General features: G+C 58.2%; 19 protein-coding genes. 7 read left to right on the top strand and 12 right to left on the bottom strand.

Translation table 11 applies throughout. The features are described from left to right. Window positions 1-90: 90 nt before the first annotated feature. The 8 genes from KDX37_RS11580 to KDX37_RS11545 form a co-directional block, all read right to left on the bottom strand. Window positions 91-621 (bottom strand): nuclear transport factor 2 family protein, encoded by a 531-nt coding sequence (locus KDX37_RS11580; protein WP_231652836.1) that lies wholly within the window; start codon window positions 619-621, stop codon window positions 91-93. Window positions 622-707: 86 nt separating this feature from the next. Continuing rightward, a complete protein-coding gene (locus KDX37_RS11575) occupies window positions 708-2,591 on the bottom strand; it encodes a methyl-accepting chemotaxis protein (RefSeq protein ID WP_231652835.1) in 1,884 nt (627 codons plus the stop codon). 168 nt (window positions 2,592-2,759) lie between these two features. Then, window positions 2,760-4,001, bottom strand: a complete 1,242-nt coding sequence (locus KDX37_RS11570; protein WP_231652834.1) for an OprD family porin — start codon at window positions 3,999-4,001, stop codon at window positions 2,760-2,762. Window positions 4,002-4,259: 258 nt separating this feature from the next. Beyond that, window positions 4,260-5,999 (bottom strand): acetyl/propionyl/methylcrotonyl-CoA carboxylase subunit alpha, encoded by a 1,740-nt coding sequence (locus KDX37_RS11565; protein ID WP_231652833.1) that lies wholly within the window; start codon window positions 5,997-5,999, stop codon window positions 4,260-4,262. After that, a complete protein-coding gene (locus KDX37_RS11560) occupies window positions 5,996-7,615 on the bottom strand; it encodes a 5-oxoprolinase subunit B/C family protein (RefSeq protein WP_231652832.1) in 1,620 nt (539 codons plus the stop codon). The genes KDX37_RS11565 and KDX37_RS11560 overlap by 4 nt, the downstream gene beginning before the upstream one ends. Window positions 7,616-7,624: 9 nt before the next feature. Beyond that, window positions 7,625-8,431, bottom strand: coding sequence for a putative hydro-lyase (locus tag KDX37_RS11555; RefSeq protein WP_231652831.1), 807 nt, complete (start codon window positions 8,429-8,431; stop codon window positions 7,625-7,627). Next, window positions 8,428-9,198, bottom strand: a complete 771-nt coding sequence (locus tag KDX37_RS11550; RefSeq protein ID WP_231652830.1) for a LamB/YcsF family protein — start codon at window positions 9,196-9,198, stop codon at window positions 8,428-8,430. The genes KDX37_RS11555 and KDX37_RS11550 overlap by 4 nt, the downstream gene beginning before the upstream one ends. 20 nt (window positions 9,199-9,218) lie before the next feature. After that, window positions 9,219-10,457, bottom strand: a complete 1,239-nt coding sequence (locus tag KDX37_RS11545) for an NRAMP family divalent metal transporter (RefSeq protein WP_231652829.1) — start codon at window positions 10,455-10,457, stop codon at window positions 9,219-9,221. Between the two features lie 254 nt (window positions 10,458-10,711). Here KDX37_RS11545 and KDX37_RS11540 point away from each other — a divergent pair, with 254 nt between their 5' ends. Continuing rightward, entirely contained in the window at window positions 10,712-11,377 is a 666-nt protein-coding gene (locus KDX37_RS11540; RefSeq protein WP_406641978.1) for a GntR family transcriptional regulator, read from the top strand. A 149-nt stretch (window positions 11,378-11,526) separates the two neighbouring features. Here the strand turns inward: KDX37_RS11540 and KDX37_RS11535 are convergent, their stop codons facing one another. After that, complete coding sequence (locus KDX37_RS11535; RefSeq protein WP_231652828.1) at window positions 11,527-11,922, bottom strand: PA0061/PA0062 family lipoprotein; 396 nt, start codon at window positions 11,920-11,922, stop codon at window positions 11,527-11,529. A gap of 487 nt (window positions 11,923-12,409) precedes the next feature. On the opposite strand from KDX37_RS11535, the gene KDX37_RS11530 reads away from it, so the two are divergent. Together KDX37_RS11530 and KDX37_RS29725 are read left to right on the top strand one after the other, a co-directional pair. Then, window positions 12,410-12,820, top strand: coding sequence for a cyclophilin-like fold protein (locus tag KDX37_RS11530; protein WP_231652827.1), 411 nt, complete (start codon window positions 12,410-12,412; stop codon window positions 12,818-12,820). Further along, entirely contained in the window at window positions 12,762-13,163 is a 402-nt protein-coding gene (locus KDX37_RS29725) for an antibiotic biosynthesis monooxygenase (protein WP_406646020.1), read from the top strand. Before KDX37_RS11530 ends, KDX37_RS29725 begins: the two co-directional genes overlap by 59 nt. 321 nt (window positions 13,164-13,484) lie before the next feature. Here the strand turns inward: KDX37_RS29725 and KDX37_RS11525 are convergent, their stop codons facing one another. The 3 genes from KDX37_RS11525 to KDX37_RS11515 form a co-directional block, all read right to left on the bottom strand. Then, a complete protein-coding gene (locus tag KDX37_RS11525; RefSeq protein ID WP_231652861.1) occupies window positions 13,485-14,015 on the bottom strand; it encodes a hypothetical protein in 531 nt (176 codons plus the stop codon). 161 nt (window positions 14,016-14,176) lie between these two features. Continuing rightward, window positions 14,177-14,815, bottom strand: coding sequence for a helix-turn-helix domain-containing protein (locus tag KDX37_RS11520; RefSeq protein ID WP_231652826.1), 639 nt, complete (start codon window positions 14,813-14,815; stop codon window positions 14,177-14,179). A gap of 4 nt (window positions 14,816-14,819) precedes the next feature. Then, window positions 14,820-14,978, bottom strand: a complete 159-nt coding sequence (locus KDX37_RS11515) for a hypothetical protein (RefSeq protein ID WP_231652825.1) — start codon at window positions 14,976-14,978, stop codon at window positions 14,820-14,822. 297 nt (window positions 14,979-15,275) lie between these two features. Here KDX37_RS11515 and KDX37_RS11510 point away from each other — a divergent pair, with 297 nt between their 5' ends. Genes KDX37_RS11510 through KDX37_RS11495 form a run of 4 tightly spaced genes read left to right on the top strand, consistent with a single transcriptional unit; the run spans window position 15,276 to window position 18,208 of the window. Then, the gene (locus tag KDX37_RS11510) at window positions 15,276-15,941 is read left to right on the top strand and encodes an amino acid ABC transporter permease (protein ID WP_231652824.1); all 666 of its coding nucleotides are present in this window, start codon (window positions 15,276-15,278) and stop codon (window positions 15,939-15,941) included. Next, window positions 15,922-16,581 (top strand): amino acid ABC transporter permease, encoded by a 660-nt coding sequence (locus tag KDX37_RS11505; protein WP_231652823.1) that lies wholly within the window; start codon window positions 15,922-15,924, stop codon window positions 16,579-16,581. Before KDX37_RS11510 ends, KDX37_RS11505 begins: the two co-directional genes overlap by 20 nt. Continuing rightward, window positions 16,578-17,339: an amino acid ABC transporter ATP-binding protein gene (locus KDX37_RS11500; protein WP_231652822.1), complete on the top strand. Its 762-nt coding sequence runs from the start codon at window positions 16,578-16,580 to the stop codon at window positions 17,337-17,339. The genes KDX37_RS11505 and KDX37_RS11500 overlap by 4 nt, the downstream gene beginning before the upstream one ends. Continuing rightward, the gene (locus KDX37_RS11495) at window positions 17,336-18,208 is read left to right on the top strand and encodes a transporter substrate-binding domain-containing protein (RefSeq protein WP_231652821.1); all 873 of its coding nucleotides are present in this window, start codon (window positions 17,336-17,338) and stop codon (window positions 18,206-18,208) included. Before KDX37_RS11500 ends, KDX37_RS11495 begins: the two co-directional genes overlap by 4 nt. Window positions 18,209-18,286: the final 78 nt, after the last annotated feature.

Raw genomic sequence — 18,286 nt, 5'->3', positions numbered from 1 at the left:
GATTCGCCCCGTTGTGGTGACCTTTCCAGCCAGCATTGCGCGTTTCGCTCACGGGGTAATGTGCGCGATGCACCAGGCCCTGCAGTCAGATCACTGGGCAAAGTAATCCGCAATGCTGTTGGCATAGCTGATTGGCGGTATACCTGTCAGCACATGTTCAGGCAGGCACCATGGATAAGTCAGAGACTGCAGCCAGTCCATGACAGGCTCAAGCGTATCTGGCGCAAACACCTGCATGTCATCGATGGTGATTTTCAGATGCTCCGCGAGGCCTGACTCCAGGGAGAAGCGCCACTGATACTCGCCAAAGCCCAGGCGTAACTCGCCGGTTTCTTTGACCGACATGCCCACCAGCCACTTGCAGTCAAAGCGCGCAACCCCAGGTTGCGGCGGTGCGCCAACGTAAAACGTATAGACGTTCTCATAACGCTGGCCAAAATCCCTGACCAGCGTGGCGGCGATGCCAGGTCGACCGCTGACCTGTGACGGGAACGAAATGGTATCGGTGTGGACCCGCATTTCCAGCGTAGCGTCAGCCGTGAAGCACTGTCGCAGCAGGTCGGGCCGGTTGCCGTCTTTCGCGTAGAGGTAATGTTCAAGGGTGTTGGCGGTAGCGTTCATGCGTCATCGTCCGTTGAGTGAAGCGGTTATGGTCGGGTGAAAGCAGCGCAGCAGCGCGTCGCGTATCAGGCCCGCTGTGCAGTGTCTTACAGCTTGAACGTCGCTACGAGACTCCTGAGCCGGCCGGCTTCGGCGTCCAGCTCGCCGCACGCCTTGAGCGTTGAACCCAGGTTGTCCGTGGTCTGGCGATTCAACTGGCTGATTTCGTGCACATCCCGGGTCAGTTGCGCGACCGCATTGGTCTGCTCTTCGGTGGCGGCAGCGACAGTCATGCACATTTCGTCAATCTCGCCGATGCTTGACACCACGGTCAGCAGACTCGCTCCAGCCTGGCCCGCCACCAACACGCTCTGGTTTCCGATTTCATGGCTGTGCAGCATGGTCTGGGCAGCCTGCATTGCCCCAGTTTGCAGGGCGTCGATCACGGCACGGATTTCCTCCGTTGCGTTCTGGGTGTGATGGGCGAGGCTACGGACTTCATCGGCTACTACGGCAAATCCGCGTCCTGCTTCCCCAGCCCTGGCCGCCTCGATGGCAGCGTTCAAGGCCAGCAGGTTGGTCTTGCCGGAGATCGTCGAAATGACCTCCAGAACCTTGCCAATGTTGGCGCTTTTCGCGTTGAGGTCTTCGATCTGCGAGCGAGTCAGTTCGATGTTGTCCTGCAAGCGACTCATGGACATGACGGTGTTCTCCACCAGCGCGCAGGTCGACTCGATCTGTCGCCTGGCATGGGACGCGCCTTTCGAGGCTGCAGACGCACTTGATGCGATTTCCTGAGCTGCGGCGCCCAGTTCTTCGATTGCTGCAGCCACGCTGGTGGTGTAGCCCGACTGGTGTTCCGATTTTTCCACCGATGAGTTGGATGCCGATAACACGCGACGTGTAGCCTCGCTCAACGCATCGGTGGTGGATGACACCTCGGTGATAGAGACGTGGATCCGGCCGCTGAAGCGATTGAAGCTGGCTGCCAGTTGCCCGAATTCGTCTTTCGACAGGATCGACAGACGTCGCGTCAGATCGCCATCGCCCATCGCGATGTCTTCCATGGCATGGCTGATGGCGTGCAGCGGCCTCATCAGCACCCTGATCAGCAAGCCGAGCAGCAAAAGCGTGGCGAGGCCTGCGACGACAGTGGCAATGATGGCCGAATTGCGGAACGCCGAGACGCTTGCCAGAGCGGCCTGTTTGTCCAGAACAATACCGATGTACCAGTTTTGCGACTGCAGACCCTTGATCGGCGAAAATAACGTGAACGTGGGACCCTCCAGTGCGGTGGCTTCAACCAGGCGATCGCTCAGCGCCAACGTGTTGCCCGGAAAAAGATCGGACAGGGTTTTACCAATCAGCGCCTTGTCGGGGTGAACCAGTATCTTGCCTGCCTTGTTGACCAGAAACGCATAACCGCCGCCGTCGAATGCCTGAACATTGAGTGTCTGCGAAATCGTCTCGATCTTCAGGCTGGCGCCCAGAACACCCAGTGTCTGCTGACCGGAAGGGATGACGACCGCCTGAGTGATGATTCTGTAGTCGATCCCGACACCGACATAGGGTTCGGTCATGGCGCTGCCGTGCTCAATGGCGTCCTTGTACCACTGGCGCTGACGTGCGTCGTAATCGGACGGCATTTCACGAGGTGGATAAATGTAAAAGCTGCCATCCTGCAGGCCGATATAGCCTGCGATGAACTGCTCCATCAGCACCTTGTTCTGCAAACTGGCGAGCAGATTTACTCCCGAGGGTGTCTGGCCCATGAATTGCGCGACACCCTTCATCAAGGTCAGCCGTCCATCCAGCCAGTTCTGAATGTCATGAGCCATGGAAGCGGCGAGGGCGCGGGTGTTCTGCTCTAGTTTTTGTGTGTTGTCGTCGCGCAGACGAACATCATTCAATACAGAAAACGCGCAAAACAAGGTCATGATCACCAATGAAGCGATCAGCAATATCTTCTGATTGAATTTGAGAGGGGTCATTGCTCACGCTCCGGGCATGCACAGGTAAATGACGTATTCGCAAGTATCTTGATGCTGGCTGCACAGGGGCTGGAGCCCTTGAACAGTCAGCATCAAGGCGCACGAAAGCCTGCCTTGCGGCATGGGTTTCAGGCGAAGAGGGAGACAGGCGTTAGCAGACCGCCGTCGTTACCACAGGGCGAGCGTGTAACTGACGATCAATCGGGTTTCATCCAGATCGTTACCGAAGTTTGACCGCACCGTTGCATTGCGAAGTTTGACGCCCACGTTTTTCAACGAGCCGCTTTGAATGACATAACCGATGTCGGTATCGCGTTCCCACTCCTTGCCTGTATTACTGCCCGCGACCAGCGCATTGTCACCGCTGACATAACGGCTCATGAACGTCAGGCCCGGAATACCCAACGTTGCGAAGTTATAGTCGTAGCGCACTTGCCAGGAGCGTTCCTGAGTGTTGGCAAAATCGTTGATCTGTACGAAGTTGACCAGGTAGGGGTCGCTGTTGGCAATGTAAGGAAAGGGGTCGTCGCCACTCATGCGCTGGTAGGCTGCCGAGAACACGTTCGCCCCCAGCGTGTAGGCGACCATGCCGTTGGCAGCTCGGTTATCGAGGGCGCGGAAGTTGCCGTCCTCGGTGCTCCTGGAATAACGCAGGTCGAACCTCAGCGATTGCCGTTCGGCAAGGGGGATCTCATAGACAACACCACCAAAGTACTGGCGATAGACATTCTCGAGGTTGCCGTAATAGAGGCTGGTGCTGAGGGCCTTGTTGAAGCTGTAAGTGCCGCCGGCAAAGTTGAAGTCGTCACTGACGCCGCCGATGCGATTGCCGGTGAAGTCCTGGTAATCGGAAGAGCTGTTGAATTTGATCTGTTCCAGCTTGCCGCCTTGCAGCATCAGTTTGTCGATGTCCTTGGAGACCAGCATGGCGCCCTCAAACGTTGCGGGCAGCAAACGGGTGTCATTGCTTGAGACCACGGGTGTACGGAAAGCGAGGGACCCGACTTTCAGCACTGTCTGAGCGATCTTCGCTTTGGCGGTCAGCTCCAGTTTCGAGTATTCATCCTGTGAGCCACGACCGTTCCGTGAACTCAGATCAGCGGGCAGCAGCCCCGTGCCGCCAGAGCCGTCCCCACCGTCGAGTTTGACGCCGAGCATGCCCACAGCATCGATGCCCAGGCCCAGTGTGCCCGCGGTATAACCGGATTCGATTCGCAACATGGCGCCTTGTGCCCACTCTGCTGCCGCATCACGCTGGGCGGTAGGTGGCCCGTTACGGAAGTCCCGATTGAAGTAGAAGTTACGCAATTCCACACTTGCCTTGCTGTCGCCAATGAAGTCGGCGGATGCCGACAATGGGAAAATCAGCGCGCACGTTCCCGCCATTGCAAAAACCTTGTGGTTCAGCATGTTATTTATGCTCCAGATAACGGCAGATTTATTGTTGGGTGGTTCGTTATTGTGGGTACACAATTGCCGCTGCGCCGAGAACGTCGCAGCGTTACAACTAAAGCATGGCGATAAACGAAACTTGATAAACAGTAAGGGTCATGCGACTTGCAAGTGTTAATACTTGATTAACAGGGTCTGTTGCCGTTGCCGGCAGTACGCGGCAACTGGAGTGTTACTCCGTTGCGCGCAGTGCCTGGCAATTGGAACTGTGTTGAATCAACCTGTTTGTTTGATACGGCCGATCACAGCGCCTGCTTCAAAATAAGCGCCGGCGTGTTTGGCAATGTGTACTTCACCGGCAAAGGGGGCCAATACCGATGTTTCCATCTTCATGGCTTCCATCACCGCGATGACTTGTCCTTCACTGACGGACTCACCTTCTTCGACCACCCAGGTATGCAAATTCCCGGCAACAGGGGTCAAAATGGCCTGCGGATCGGCAACCTGAGCGGGCGCCGTGTTTTCGCCGGCAGTGCCCGGAGCGCTCATGCTGACGCCGCGTAACAGTGCAGCCGGCAGGCCCAGCTCGTGACGCTTGCCATCGATCTCGACGAAGGTGCGCAGCACGTCAGGGTCGGCCGTTACTGCACTGCGTGGCGCAAGGGTGATCTGCTCGGCAAAGTCTGTTTCGATCCAGCGGGTGTGCACGGCAAATCGATCCGCACCGGTGAAATCGTCGTGGTCCATCACAGCCCGGTGGAACGGCAGCACCGAAGCGATGCCTTCTATCCTGAATTCGGCCAGGGCGCGGCGAGCACGAGTGATCGCCTGTTCGCGAGTGGCCCCGGTCACGATCAGCTTGGCCATCATCGAATCGAAGGTGCTGGGAACGCTCGAACCGCTGATCACGCCGCTGTCCAGGCGCACGCCGGGGCCAGAGGGCGGCAGGAACTCACTGATGAGGCCCGGCGTAGGCAAAAAGCCCTTGCCCGCATCCTCTGCGTTGATACGAAACTCGAAGCTGTGGCCACGTGGCGTTGGGGTTTCGCTGAACGACAACGGAAACCCATCGGCAATGCGCAGTTGCTCGATCACCAGGTCGACGCCGGTGGTTTCTTCGGTGACCGGGTGCTCGACTTGCAAGCGGGTATTGACCTCCAGGAAGGACAGGGTGCCGTCCTGGCTGAGCAGGAATTCCACCGTACCGGCACCGACATAACCGGCCTTGGCGCAGATATCGTGGGCAGACTGATGAATACGTTGACGCTGCTCGTCACTGATGAACGGCGCGGGGGCTTCTTCCACCAGCTTCTGGTTGCGCCGCTGCAGTGAGCAGTCACGCGTACCGACCACCACCACCTTGCCGTGTTTGTCGGCAATGATCTGCGCTTCGATGTGCCGAGGGCGGTCGAGGAACTGCTCGACAAAACACTCGCCACGGCCGAATGCCGCTTCTGCTTCACGCACGGCGGAGGCGAACAGTTCGGCCACCTCGTCCAGACGCCAGGCGACTTTCATGCCGCGTCCGCCACCACCGAACGCAGCCTTGATAGCAATCGGCAGACCGTGTTGCTCGGCAAACGCCAGCACTTCGGCTGCGCTTTCTACCGGACCAGGCGTTCCCGCCACCAGCGGTGCACCGACCTGTTGCGCCAGCTTGCGTGCCTCTACCTTGTCGCCCAGCACGTCGATGGTTTCCGGGTTGGGGCCGACCCAGATCAGCCCGGCATTGATCACAGCCCGCGCGAAGTCGGCGCGTTCCGACAGAAAGCCATAGCCTGGGTGTACCGCATCGGCACCGCTGCGCTTGGCGATGGCGAGGAGTTTTTCGATGTCCAGATAAGTCTCTGCCGGGCGTTGGCCGTTCAGAGAAAAGGCTTCATCGGCCTGTCTAACATGCACGGCGTCAATGTCTGCGTCGGCGTAGACCGCGACAGATTGGACGCCATAGTCGCGGCAGGCGCGGGCAATGCGGACAGCGATTTCACCACGGTTGGCGATCAATAATTTTTTCATGAATTGTTCTTCGCATCGGCAGTTGAAAGAGGGACGTGCGGGCTGGGCTGAATGTCGCTGAAGCCCTCTACAGGATTGAAGCGGATCTGCGCGTTGACCGGTATCTGACCCGCCAGGTCCAGGTGGTAGCTGGCGACGGCCGCAATGACCGGATAGCCGCCGGTCAACGGATGATCGGCCAGAAACAGCACCGGTTGACCGCTGGCCGGAACCTGAATGGCGCCCACGGAGGTGCCTTCGCTGGGCAACTCCTGATGGTTGCTGCGCGTCAGCGGGGTTTCACCGGCCAGCCGAATGCCGACCCGGTTGGATTGTGAGGTAACACGCCAGAGCTGGCTGCTCAGACGCTCGATGGCTTCTTCGGTAAACCAGTCGGTGCGTGGCCCCATGACCACATCAAGGGTGACGACATTGGCGGAAGTCGGCAGCTCGAATGCCGGTGTTTCGTTCAGCGATACGCTGGCGCCATGGGTCAGCGTCGCAAAACCCAGCTGGTCGCCAGCGGCGAGCGCCGGTGGACCGACCTGAGCCAGGGTGTCGGTCGAGAGGCTGCCAAGCACTGGCGTGACCTCGAAGCCGCCCCGAATCGCCAGATAACTGCGCAGCCCGGCCATGGGTGCGCCCAAGGTGACACGGTCGCCCGTGTCCAGCTCGACAGACTGATAGTTGGCGGCCTGCCATTGCAGCCCGCTGGCACTGATTACGGTCACCGGGGTATGCGCGCCTGTCACGGCGATCACGGCACGGCCATGACAGACGAAGCTCAAACCGCCGAGCACCGATTCAATGCAGGCCACGTCCGACGGGTTGCCAACGGCACGGTTGGCAGCCCGCAAGGCACCGAGGTCCAGTGCGCCGGAGCGCGAGACACCCTGACCGGTCTGGCCGGGCCGTCCCATGTCCTGCAGAACGCTGTGCAGACCGGGGCTGAGAATCTCCAGCCAGTCACCCGTTGGCGCCTGGGCGCGAGCCGGCGCTGTGGGTGAGGGCAGGCCGCCTGCGGGAAGCGGGCCCGCATCGGTAAAGCGCACTTTGTAGCCCGGACGAAGCAGGGCGGGTTCGGCACGGTTCAGGTCCCACATCTGCAAAGGCGTGACACCGATGATCTGCCATCCGCCCGGGCTGGCTTTCGGGTAGACGCCGCTGAAATCCCCCGCCAGTGCCACAGCGCCTGCCGGTATGCGGGTACGCGGAGTCTGCCTGCGGGGCACCTGGAAACCGGCACCGCCGTTGAGGTAGGCGAAGCCGGGAGCGAAACCACAGAACGCCACGCTGTAATCATGAGCCGTGTGACGCTGTATGACCTCGCTGCGGCTGATCCCCAGCAGAGTGGCAACCTCCTCGAGGTCTTCACCGTTGTAATGCACAGGTATTTCCACACGACGGTGTTCGCCCTCGCGACGCTGGCTGATGTCCTGACTCGCAATGCGGTTGACCAGCGCCTGACGCTCGATGGCGCTGGGGCGGAACTGGATCAGCAGCGTGCGGGCGGCCGGAATGATCTCCTTCACGCCCGCAATGGTTTCCGCCGTCAGGGCATCGAACAAGGCCAGGGTCTCGTCAAGATCCTTCAATTCGACGAGCAGGGCGTCCAGGTTGACCGGTAGAAAGCGCACAGAAAACTCCTAGACGTGGTAAGTGCTGTCAGGCACGTCGGTGATAAACATATAGCCGGGAGCATGGGTAATCGCGAACGGTACACCCGAAGCGGCGACTGCCGCCTGGGGCGTGACCCCGCACGCCCAGAACACCGGCACTTCACCGGCCTCGATGCGCACCGCGTCACCGAAGTCGGGCTTGTTCAAGTCCTTGATACCCAGCAGTGCGGGCTCACCGATGTGCACCGGTGCGCCATGCACCGAGGGATAGCGACCAGAGATGCCACTGGCTTCTGCCACACGGTCAGCGGGGATCGGGCGCATCGAGACCACCATTTCTCCCTGGAGACGCCCGGCAGGACGGCAGGCGCGGTTGGTCCGGTACATGGGCACGTTGCTGCCGTCGGCAATATGCCGCACTTCAATGCCCGCTTCCTGCAGCGCGGTTTCGAACGTAAAGCTGCAACCGATCAGGAACGCGACCATGTCGTCATGCTCGGCCCACGCCTGCGTGGCGTCAGTGACTTCATCGACCATTTTTCCGTCACGCCAGATGCGATACAGCGGGATATCGGTACGCAGGTCGGCGTTTGCAGCCAGCAGGGTTCTGGGGCTGCCGGCATCGCTGACGTCGAGGATCGGGCAGGCTTTCGGGTTGCGCTGTGCATACAGCAGAAAGTCGTAAGCCCATTCGCGCGGCAAAGCGATCAGGTTGGCCTGGGTCATGCCCGGTGCGATGCCTGCGGTTGGCGTGATCAGGCCTTCACGGTAAGTTCTACGGGCTTCATGAGCGGCGGCAATGGCCGCCTCGCGAGCGCGTTGAAGAGCATTCATGGACGAGTTCCTGCAAAGGACAGCAACGAAAAGTTGGCATTTTCCAGCACCCGGCGCAGTTCGCGGGCCATTTCCACGGCAGCGGGGCTGTCGCCATGCACGCAGATCGAGTCGGCCTCGATTCGTGTAAGGCTGCCGTCGATAGCTTCAAGGGTGCCGTCTTCAACGAGACGGAGCATGCGTTGCGCAACACGCACCGGGTCGTGGAGCACTGCGCCCGGCTCGCGGCGCGAAACCAGTGTGCCTTGCGGCGTATACGCACGGTCAGCGAACGCCTCGGCCACACACTGCAGACCTTCGTTACGCGCAAGCTCGATCAGGTCGGAGCCTGCGAGCGCCACCAGGACCAGCGTCGGATCAATGGCACGGATGGCTTCTATCACCGCCAGCGCCTGTCGTCGGTCATGCGCGATGGTGTTGTACAGCGCGCCGTGAGGCTTTACATAGCGCACTGAGGTGCCGGCGGCCTTGGCCAAGCCTTGCAACGAGCCGATCTGGTAGATTACATCGGCGGTCAGCTCGTCGCTGGCCACGTCCATGTTGCGTCGACCGAAGCCGACCTTGTCCGGGTAAGACACGTGGGCGCCAATGGTAACGTTCTTGGCCGCAGCGGCTTTCAGTGTCCGCAGGATGCCGGCCGGGTCACCGGCATGGAATCCGCAGGCGACGTTGGCACTGGTCACGACGTCCAGCATTGCCGCATCGTCGCCCATGCTCCAGGCGCCGAAGCTTTCTCCCAGGTCACTGTTGAGGTCAATTGCACGCATTCAGATAATCTCCGTGTAGATCAGGCTGCGCCGATGAAGGCAAAGATGGCACCTGCCGATTTGTAAGCCATGAACCAGGACAGCACGCAGGTCAGGATGCCCAGCACCAGCAGCCAGCGAGGGTAGTGATAGCCGTCCATGAGGTCCGAACGGCGCCAGCCCACGTACATGAATATGCTCAGACCCAGCGGCAGAATCAAACCGTTGAAACCCCCTGCGAAGACCAGCAACGCGGCCGGTGGCTTGCCGATAATCATGTAAACAGACAGCGAAATGAGGATAAAGACGACGGTGGCCAGGTTACGTACGCGCTCATCGATGCGTTTCGAGAAGACGGTAATGAACGACATCGAGGTATAAGAGGCACCGATCACGCTGCTGATACCGGCGGCCCAGAGCACCAGACCGAACATCATCATACCGATGTCGCCAGCGGCAGCGCCAAACGCCTGCGCGGCAGGGTTTGCGCCTTTGCCCGACACGTCGATGACCACGCCGCTGGCCACGACCCCGAGAATCGCCAGAAACAGAACGTAGCGAGCTATGCCGGTAACCAGAATACCCGTCAAGGCAGCCTTGGACACGGCTTCAATGTTTTCCACACCGACCGTGCCACGATCCAGCAGACGGTGTGCGCCTGCGTAGGTGATGTAGCCGCCAACCGTACCGCCGACGATGGTGGTGATAGAGGCGAAGTCGATGAAGTCAGGCCATACAGACTGGCGCAATGCCTCGCCTAATGGTGGATGGGTGGCGAAGGCTGCGAACAGGATCAAGCACACCTTCAGCAAGCCGAGCACCATCATGATCCGGTCCATGGCAACGCCTGCACGGTGCGACGAGAAAATCGCAATCGCAATCAGCGCACTTATCGCGCCTCCCCACTTGGGATCCAGGCCGGTGAGGGCGTTCAACCCCAGGCCCGCACCTGCAATGTTGCCGAGCATGAATACCAGACCACCGGTAAGCACCAGCACCGTCAGCAGGTAACCGCTCCCCGGAATGGCGACGTTGGCGAGGTCCGCTGCGCGCATTTTGGTCAATGACACGATTCGCCAGACGTTCAACTGAACGACAAAGTCGATCAGGATCGAAGCCAGAATACCGAAGGCAAACGCAGCACCGAGGGTCGCGGTGAACGTAGCCGTCTGAGTCAGGAAGCCGGGACCGATGGCAGACGTCGCCATCATGAAGACCGCGGCTATCAGAGATGAGCGTCGTGCTTTGGTGAACGCTTGAGTTGTAGTTGTCTGTGTCACGGCATCAATCCTGCGATGGGAGATACTTCGACTGAGCAATGTGCGTGCCAACGCTCACTCAACACGCTTGAGATGTAGGCGTATCAATGGTTTATTGTTGAACAATCCAGCATGGATGCGTGAGTCATTTGCACCACATTGTTACCCTGCGCCACCAAAGCGCTACTTAATGAAGCACTGCGCACGCCTCATCCTTGTGCGCTGCCCCAAGCTCTGATGGAATGTCGGCATAGCATTCTCATCCCGGACCTTTTATGAACGACGCTTCTCCCGCTCTTCCTCGCACACTGGGAGAATCCATTACCCACGAGATACGCAGAATGCTGGTCGAGGGCGAACTCGTTCCCGGCCAACGCCTGTCTGAAGCGGCGCTGGCTGAAAGTCTCGATATTTCCCGTAATACCTTGAGAGAAGCGTTTCGCGTGCTGACGCGTGAGGGTTTGCTCAAACACGAACCCAACCGTGGGGTCACCGTTGCGGAGCCCGACATGTCGTCGATCATCGACATCTACCGGGTGCGTCGCTTCATCGAATGCAAGGCGATAGCTCAAGGGTATCCGCAGCATCCAGGCACGCTGCACATGCGTGAAGCAGTCGATTCAGGCGTGCAGGCGCGTGAAGCGCAGGACTGGATAGCGGTTGGTACCGCCAACATGATATTCCACCGGTCGATTGTCGAACTGGCAGACAGCCCGCGACTGGTGGTGTTTTACGGACAGATCTCGGCTGAATTGCGGCTGGCGTTCGGGCTGCTCAACGATCCGCAGTTTCTGCATTTGCCGTTTCTCGACATGAATGCATCGATTCTGCGCTGCGTCGAGGAAGGCCGTTCCAACGATGCGACTCAGATGCTCGAATCTTATCTGGTGCAATCGGAGCGCACGCTCCTTGCGGCCTACGAACGCCGTATCAAGCGTTAGGGCGTTCCGGCAGGTCGGGTGCTGCTAAAAGCACGTCGACCTCACTGCCTTCCTCGGCGTCGCTGGCTGGAAAGTGTCGCGCGGCAGGGCTGCGCCAGTGACGCGCGACAACCGGCACCGTAGAGATGCCAAAGGGTGCCGCAGGCAACTCACAAACAGGCCACCTTGTCTGTTTGAGCCAGCGTAGTACCGGCACTGTCGACCAGCCTGATCTGCACTTCTTTGCGCAAGCTGTTTTCGACCAGCGTGTAATGTTGATTCGGTGAAAAATGATCATAGGAGAGTGTCGCGACGCAGCGACGCTGACTTTCCTGATGGCCCCTTTTGACCACACCCAGTTCCATTGTGTGAGAACCCTGCGAAACCCTGAAGTGGTTGAAGTGTTCCGCGCGCTGTTCATCGAGGCGCCTTGCCAACATCTCGTCGCCCAATTGTGTCTGGAAGCTGATAATGGCTTCGTGCTCGTTGGGTGAGGGCAGTTGGGTTGCGCACCCTGTCAGTCCTGAATAGACAAGAAGCGTTGTTATCAGTGTTGAAAGTTTCATGAGTTTTTCCGTAGAAGATGCCGAAGAAGGGGGATAAGCAGTCGTTCGAAATCATGTTTTATTTCGAATCGTGGCACTGATAGTTCGCTGCCCGACTACACGTATTCCTTGTCTTGAGTAGAGCGTGTTGAGCGCTGAGTCAGCGTCATCCATAACAGGCGCGCACCCCGTGTTAAACAACGGTCAAGTTGTTATCAGGGAGGGCTGATTCTACAGAGTGGCGAATCAAAGATTAGACGGCAGGTTGTTCATGCAGTACTGAGTTCCACTCACCAATACTGAACCGCTCGCAACGGCACGATTCTTTAGTGCATCTGTTCCTGGGGGCAGCGCTATTACTGAGTTTCATGCATGACTGCATGCTGCTTCGTCGGCTTTTTAGCAGAGAGTCAAGACTTTATAGTGAACTCCGCAACGCCACTGAAAAATATGAATGTCTGACGATGTCATCGTCTGATCAGGTGCAATAAAAAGACAGGGTAATGACATGCGCAACACCTATTGGCAGGCTATCGGCCTTGCGTTGGCTCTTACAGAGTCTGCTGTCGCGCAAGACCGTATTTCGATCTCATCGGAATGGGGAAGCATGACGGCGCAACTTGAAGACAACGATGCCGCACGTGCCTTGATCAACATGCTGCCCGTTACGATAGACATGCGCGACCACCTTCGTCAGGAGAAAACCGGCAGCCTTCCTCGACCCTTGCCAAACGGTGCCCGCCAACGGGACTTTTCGGCAGGCACACTGGGTCTGTGGGGCGACGACCATTTCGTCATTTACTACACCGCGGGGCGGGTCCCGTCCCCTGGCATCATTATCCTCGGGCAGGTGCAGGGTGATGTTTCGTTTCTGGATCGTCCGGGACCGATCACAGTTCGGGTTGATGATGTCAAATAATGCGTTACACGAATCGCCTGGGTCGGCAGGGCCGGGCAGACATGTCATCGCGGTCAGCAGTCTGGAAGTGCGTGTGCTTGATCAAGTCGCTCAGGACGTCGAGCGCAGATTGAGAACCTGTGCAGCAATGTTCGAGTGCTTGCCCGGCTGTCTGGGGTATAGCGTTATTCGGAGCAGGGTCGATGCGGGGCTCTGGATATTCAGCGGCTACTGGTGCTGCGAGTTATCGATGACAGCGCACTTTCGGAACCCGCTGATGACAGCGTTGGTAAATCATTTGATCGCGTCTCGCGCCAACCTGACCTTTAACAGTTTTTTGCCAGCAATCGCTGAAGAAATTTGAAACTCTTTCAAGCGGAATCTGAATTTACGCTCTCCCTGAACACTACCCCGGCTGTAGAGGCCCTGACTTGAGCGTCTGGTTAGACTGTTTATGTCTTCCAGTTGTATGCATAGCGTCTGATCGCATATCCATAGCAGCGTAAACGGCGCTATAGCAGCAATTTCAGCGGTTAAAACCCATCTAGCGGCACTGTTCGGATTGAAAACCATGTTGCAACGGGTTTAAACCCGGTCGAACACGCTTTTCCACTGTTGGATCGGCGTCTTGCAGCCTGCTCGTGTCTCTCTAGAATCGGCCCATGATTTTTAGCGTCCCTTTCGATTACGGAGTTTCGAACATGATGAATGCAATGCAGATGCCGATGAACAACACCCTGCCGATGATGCCAATGATGGGCATGCCCATGATGATGGCAACCATGACGTGCGACATGATGGCCGATGGCATGATGTGCACCATGAAGCCTGCTGCCGGCATGGACATGGCGATGTTCAAGAACAGCGCCGACATGATGGCGATGATGATGAACTGCGGCATGCCGATGATGATGCATTGCGCCAACATGTCGATGATGTGCATGTCTGAAGACGGCATGGCCATGATGAACATGATGTCGACCATGAACATGCCGATGATGATGCCGATGGGCATGCCGATGCCCATGATGAAGTGCATGATGGTCTGCACGGTCGAAGCCGATTGCATGACCTGCAAAATGATGCCGATGCCAGGCATGAGCATGGACATGATGAACAACTGCTGCGCATTGATGATGAAGATGATGAAGATGATGAACGATTGCGCGATGCCAATGATGATGAGCTGCAATGGCATGCCGATGATGTGCTGCACCTGCTGAGACGCTGTCCAGCGCCGCACCATGCGGTGCTGAGCTGAGCTGAGCTGACAGGTCTGGCATGAAAAAACCGCCCCCGAAACAGAACGTGAGTTCTGGCGTCGGGGGCGGTTTTTTACGTTTCGGCGGGCCCGTCTGCCTCGACCGTCGTTGGGCGTCAGTCGAGGCGCTCGGGGTAGGTCATGACCAGAAACGCCACGGCTTCGCTGTCGGCGGGGTTGCGATAGCGGTGCGGCTGGTCCGCATAGAACAGGATCGAATCGCCTGTGGAAAGCAGATAGCGCTCCTCGTTGAGGCTCACTTCCAGTACGCCTTGTGCGACCACCAGGTTCTCCTGCACGCCGGAGCCATGCCCCTGGGACACTTCCTCGCCCAGTGCAGCAAGCCGTACTTCATAGAATTCAGATTGCCTGGCCATGTCGAACGGGAACAGCGCACGGCTTACGAAAGCGCCGCTGGCACTGACCAACCGCTTGCTGTGCTGCGCAGGCAACAGTTCGACTCCTTCGAATGCACGGTCATCCAGAAACGCGGCGACCGAGACCTTGAGTCCCTTTGCGATCTTGCACAGAACTTTGATCGACGGCACGCTGCGGCCCGACTCGATCTGCGCGAGCATCGCCCGGCTGACGCCCGTGAGACGTCCCAGTGCATCCATGGACAGGTGTCGTTTGCTACGCAGACGTTGCAGGTTTCTCGCGACCCGAGGGCCGATGACGTCATCTTCGGAGGTCGCGCAATCGCTGCCGCCCGGCGGCAAGCCTTCTTCGTTATCAACGGTATGGAGAAAGTTCATGGGATCAAGCCTGTCGAGTCTCGGCAGCACCTGTGGTCATGACCGTGAAATTGGCAACACCGGCCCGAGCGGTGTACATCGCCCACATCAACTCAGCCATGACCCGTGCCTGACGGCGTTTGCGGTAGCTGTTGAAATCGACAACGTTGGCAGAATAAGTCATGAGGCAGCTCTCGTATGGCGGGGCATTTCCGTGAAGCCACATTAATCCCTGTTGCCATAGATCCATAAATACTGAGTTGGCATGTGTTAATTCCATTTCGGAATTAAGAGGCGCGCAACGACTTTTGCTCATGGTGGCCAACTGAACGTCTGCAGGCCGTATCGGCAAGCTCTATGCTTATTCTTAAAGGGTATTAAATTTAAATAAAACATATGGTTAAGCTATATGTCACTTTGCCCGTTCAAGGCCACATTCGATGTATTTCCCGCTAGCATGTTCCGGTCTGGAAGGGCAGCAATGACCTTCGACTATGCCTTCGCCCTCTCTACGTTGCCTGCCTTTCTCAAAGCTGTTGGCGTTACCCTTCAGGTCGGGCTTATTGCCATTCTGACGTCGCTTGCGGTGGCCATCATCAACGCCGCCATTGCGACCTTCAAGGTGCCGGTTTTGCACCGGTTGGTACCGCTGTACATCGAACTGGCACGCAACACGCCGTTGTTGATCCAGCTGTTCTTCATCTACTTTGCCTTGCCTACGTTGGGCATTCGCGTCTCTGGCTTCGCCTCGGCAGTGATCGCCATGACCTTTTTGGGCGGTGCCTATCTGACCGAAATACTGCGCGCTGGCATCGAAGCGGTGCCCAAGGCACAGATCGAGTCGGGGTTGTCCATCGGGCTGTCACGTTGGCAGCTTCTGCGCCACGTCATCCTTCCGCAGGCAGGCATCCTCAGCCTGCCTGCGCTGTTCGCCAACTTTGTGTTTCTGCTCAAGGAAACCACGGTGGTGTCGGCTGTAGCGGTGCCGGAAATCCTTTACACGACCAAAAGCTACATTGCGCTGTATTACAAGACCTACGAAATGCTCGCCGTCATGACGGGCCTGTGTGTGTTGCTGTTCCTGCCGTTGTCATTGCTGTTGGGCCTTTTGAAAAGGAGGCTCCAGCATGGCCAGTTCGGGTCTTGAGTTGTTGTGGGTATCAGCACCGCAACTGGCGACAGGTGCTGCACGCACACTGGGCATTTCGCTGCTGGCCATTGTGTTCAGTACGCTGGGCGGTGTGCTCTACGGCGTGTTGCGCAGTTTGGGCAAACGCGGGTTCGACATCCCGCTGCGTATCTATCTGGAGCTGTTCCGTGCCATTCCGGTGCTGGTCTGGCTGTATCTGTTTTTCTTCGGCCTGCCGATTTTCTTTGGCCTGAGCCTGCCTGCGTTTGGCTGTGCGGTGCTGGTGCTGTCGTTGTGGGGCACCAGTGAAGTGGGCGAGGTGGTGCGTGGCGCCTTGCGCTCGATACCTCGTGGACAGCGCGAAGCCGGGCTGGCAATCGGTCTTGACCTGGGCCAGTTGTACGGTCGGGTACTGCTGCCTCAGGCCCTCAAGCGGCTGACGCCTCCGGTGATCAACGTGTACACCCGCTTGATCAAGACCAGCTCACTGGCAGTCTTGATAGGCGTGGTGGATGTGACCAAGGTCGGTCAGCAGATCATTGAGCGCACGTACGAGTCGGTGTTGATCTACGGCTTTCTGTTTCTGTTCTTTTTTATCGTCTGTTACCCGCTGTCAGCCGCTTCACGCGTGCTTGAGCGACGTTGGAGTCACGCATGAGCGCTTTGATCGAGTTGTCCGGTTTCAGCAAGAACTTTGGCGACACGCCGGTCCTGCGAGACATCGACCTGCAAGTGGCCGAAGGTGAGGTGGTGGTGATTCTCGGCCCAAGCGGCTGCGGTAAAAGCACTTTGCTGCGCTGCCTGAATGGCCTGGAGCTCGGCCATGCCGGTACGCTGCACTTTGCCGGCCAGGCGCTGGCAGCCAATGCCGACTGGCGCAAGGTGCGCCAGCAGATCGGCATGGTGTTTCAGAGCTATCACCTGTTTCCGCACATGACCGTGCTCGACAATATCCTGCTCGGCCCGGTACAGGTTCAGAAGCGTCAGGCAGCCGAAGCACGGCAGCAAGCCGAAACCCTGCTGGAACGGGTCGGCCTGGCGGACAAGCGGGACGCCTACCCGCGTGAATTGTCGGGCGGTCAGCAGCAGCGCATCGCCATCGTCCGTGCGCTGTGCATGAACCCCAGGGTCATGCTGTTCGATGAAGTCACTGCAGCGCTGGACCCGGAAATGGTCAAGGAAGTGCTGGAGGTGATCCTCAGCCTGGCCGAAGGCGGCATGACCATGCTCATTGTCACCCACGAAATGGCCTTCGCCCGTGCGGTAGCCGACCGAATCCTGTTCATGGACCGTGGTTTGATCGCGGAACAGAACGACCCCGAAACTTTCTTCAGTTCCCCGCAGACCGCACGCGCGCAGCAATTTCTGGAGAGGTTTTCCTACGTAGAAAACATGCCAAAAAGGAAAGCATCTTGAGCTTTAAAACTGCCCTTGTATTACCCCTGATTGCCCTCGGCCTGCTGGCAGGCTGTGACAAGCCCGGCGAACAGAAGCCTGTGGCCAAGGCTGCGGCTTCGCCTTCCACCAGCTACCTGGAGACCATCAAGGCGCGCGACAAGCTGATTGTCGGCGTGTTCAGCGACAAGCCGCCGTTCGGGTTCGTCAATGAGCAGGGCGTGCACGTCGGTTTCGACACCGATCTGGGCAAGCGCTTCGCCAAGGATCTGCTGGGTGACGAAAAGAAGATCGAGTTTGTGGTGGTCGAGCCCGCCAGCCGCATTCCGTTTCTGCAAAGCGACAAGGTTGACCTGATTCTGGCCAACATGACCGTCACTCCGGAACGCCGTGAAGCCGTGGACTTCACCAACCCCAATCTGCGGGTTGCCGTGCAGGCGCTGGTGCCGGATGCCAGCCCGGTGCGCAAACTCGATGACCTTGCAGACAAGACCACCATCGTGACCACAGGCACTACTGCGGACATCTGGCTGACGAAAAATCATCCGGACTGGAAGGTGCTGAAATTCGAGAAGAACTCAGAGTCGCTGCAGGCATTGGCCAATGGTCGTGGCGATGCGTATGCGCAGGACAATCTGGTGTTGTTCAGCTGGGCGAAGAAAAACCCGGGCTACCGTGTGCTTGAGGAAAAACTCGGGGATGAGGCGCCTATCGCCCCAGCCGTGAAGAAGGGCAACATCGAGTTGCGTGACTGGATCAATACCGAGCTGGCCAGGCTGGGCGAAGAGAAATACCTGCTCAAGCTCTATGATCAGTACGTGCGCCCGGAGCTTGCCGAAGGCACCGACCCTGCCGCCGTCATCGTCGAAGGCGGGCACTGGAAGCCCTGATCAGCGTTGCCGACGAGCCGGATCAGACCGGCTCGTCGTGCATCATCTGCTGTTATAAACCTTTTGATCGCCTGAACA

Origin of the sequence: Pseudomonas californiensis (assembly GCF_021147775.1) — a bacterium.
In the GTDB taxonomy this organism is placed as follows: Bacteria; Pseudomonadota; Gammaproteobacteria; order Pseudomonadales; family Pseudomonadaceae; genus Aquipseudomonas; species Aquipseudomonas californiensis.
This window is presented reverse-complemented; position numbering and strand designations above follow the sequence as displayed.